We start from the raw sequence: 1,113 nt of genomic DNA, 5'->3' as shown, positions 1-1,113 counted from the left end.
CTCGGTAGACTCTATGAGGTAGTTTATTCCTAAATTAGCTGCGGAATGTCGGTTGTTGATATGAATATAAAGTCAATAGAAACAAAATATGATATGATTTACGGTCGTGACGCTTTAATAGTATCTAGCACCGAGCTAAAACTTTACCTCTTTATTTTTTTGGTAAATGCTTCTTTAAGTTTATCTTTTTGTAAGCCAAGTATAAAAGATGCTCCTGATGTTCGTATTGAGTTTTTATTCAGTAACGTCGAAATGATGCCTGTATATAAAATAGATGATTATCCTTATGATGGGAATTTAAAGTCGAGCTTTGATTTAATCTAAACTGAAAGAGAAGATGATCTGCAAAGAGTAGTGCTAAGCACATACGACCACGTTTTTGATATTATTGCAAAATGTGAGGTTAATTATCTTTAGATAAAGTCGCGGGGTATATCGTACTCACCCCGTTTAGTAAAATGAGTACAAAAGGTATACAGTTAGAATTAAAGAAATTCAATTAAATTAATATGGCTTCATAAATATATTTTGAAATACAGGGTGTTAAATATGTATTGGTTAAGAATTGCTTCTGATTATCCCGATAGTTATTGGTTTGAATACCAGCACCCTGACATATCTGGAACTACTTTTTCTCAATGTAAATCAATTGAAACTTACGAGGGGCATTTTTTTTCATTAAAATCTAAGGTGAGTGAGAAGGTATTGCTTGCATATGATTTTTATTATAGTGATGGGCCTATATTCATATCATCCAGACTAGCAGCACTAATTTCTTGTTACGATGTTTTTCGGACTGATGTTCAACTTATTGACGCAACTGTATCTGTAAATGAAACCCAACATCAAGGGTATAAAATAATTAATATACTAAGAGAGGTTTCATGCATCGATATGGAAGCTTCAGAAAGCCAACCTATATTAAGTTATTTACCTAATGGTCCAAGGAAGTTTAGTAAAATAGTCTTCAAAGAAAAGGTTGTTGAAGATTTTAGTATGGCAAGATGTAGTGAATATAAATCTTGCATAATTATTTCTAATGAATTTAAAGAGTTCCTTGGCTTTGTTGAATAAATCAGATTTCGGGTAAGTCTCCCCCGTAGCGGGTTGTGT

The 1,113-nt window shown here is 32.6% G+C and carries 2 protein-coding genes; both read left to right on the top strand.

Features of this window, described 5'->3' with window-relative positions; all coding sequences use genetic code 11:
- Positions 1–45 precede the first annotated feature (45 nt).
- Positions 46–324: a hypothetical protein gene (locus HX884_RS26575; protein ID WP_256737208.1), complete on the top strand. Its 279-nt coding sequence runs from the start codon at positions 46–48 to the stop codon at positions 322–324.
- Positions 325–549: 225 nt separating this feature from the next.
- Positions 550–1,074, top strand: a complete 525-nt coding sequence (locus HX884_RS26570; RefSeq protein ID WP_178329042.1) for an imm11 family protein — start codon at positions 550–552, stop codon at positions 1,072–1,074.
- Positions 1,075–1,113: the final 39 nt, after the last annotated feature.

The sequence above is a fragment of the Enterobacter sp. SECR19-1250 genome, from assembly GCF_013391025.1.
GTDB classification, from domain to species: domain Bacteria; phylum Pseudomonadota; class Gammaproteobacteria; order Enterobacterales; family Enterobacteriaceae; genus Enterobacter; species Enterobacter cloacae.
Note: the sequence above shows the minus strand (reverse complement) of the source record. Positions and strands in the feature narration are given on the sequence as shown.

What these genes read in the sequence shown, in the direction of transcription:
- HX884_RS26575 (WP_256737208.1), top strand. Translation starts at nt 46, where the DNA reads ATGTCGGTTGTTGATATGAATATAAAGTCAATAGAAACAAAATATGAT.
- HX884_RS26570 (WP_178329042.1), top strand. Translation starts at nt 550, where the DNA reads ATGTATTGGTTAAGAATTGCTTCTGATTATCCCGATAGTTATTGGTTT.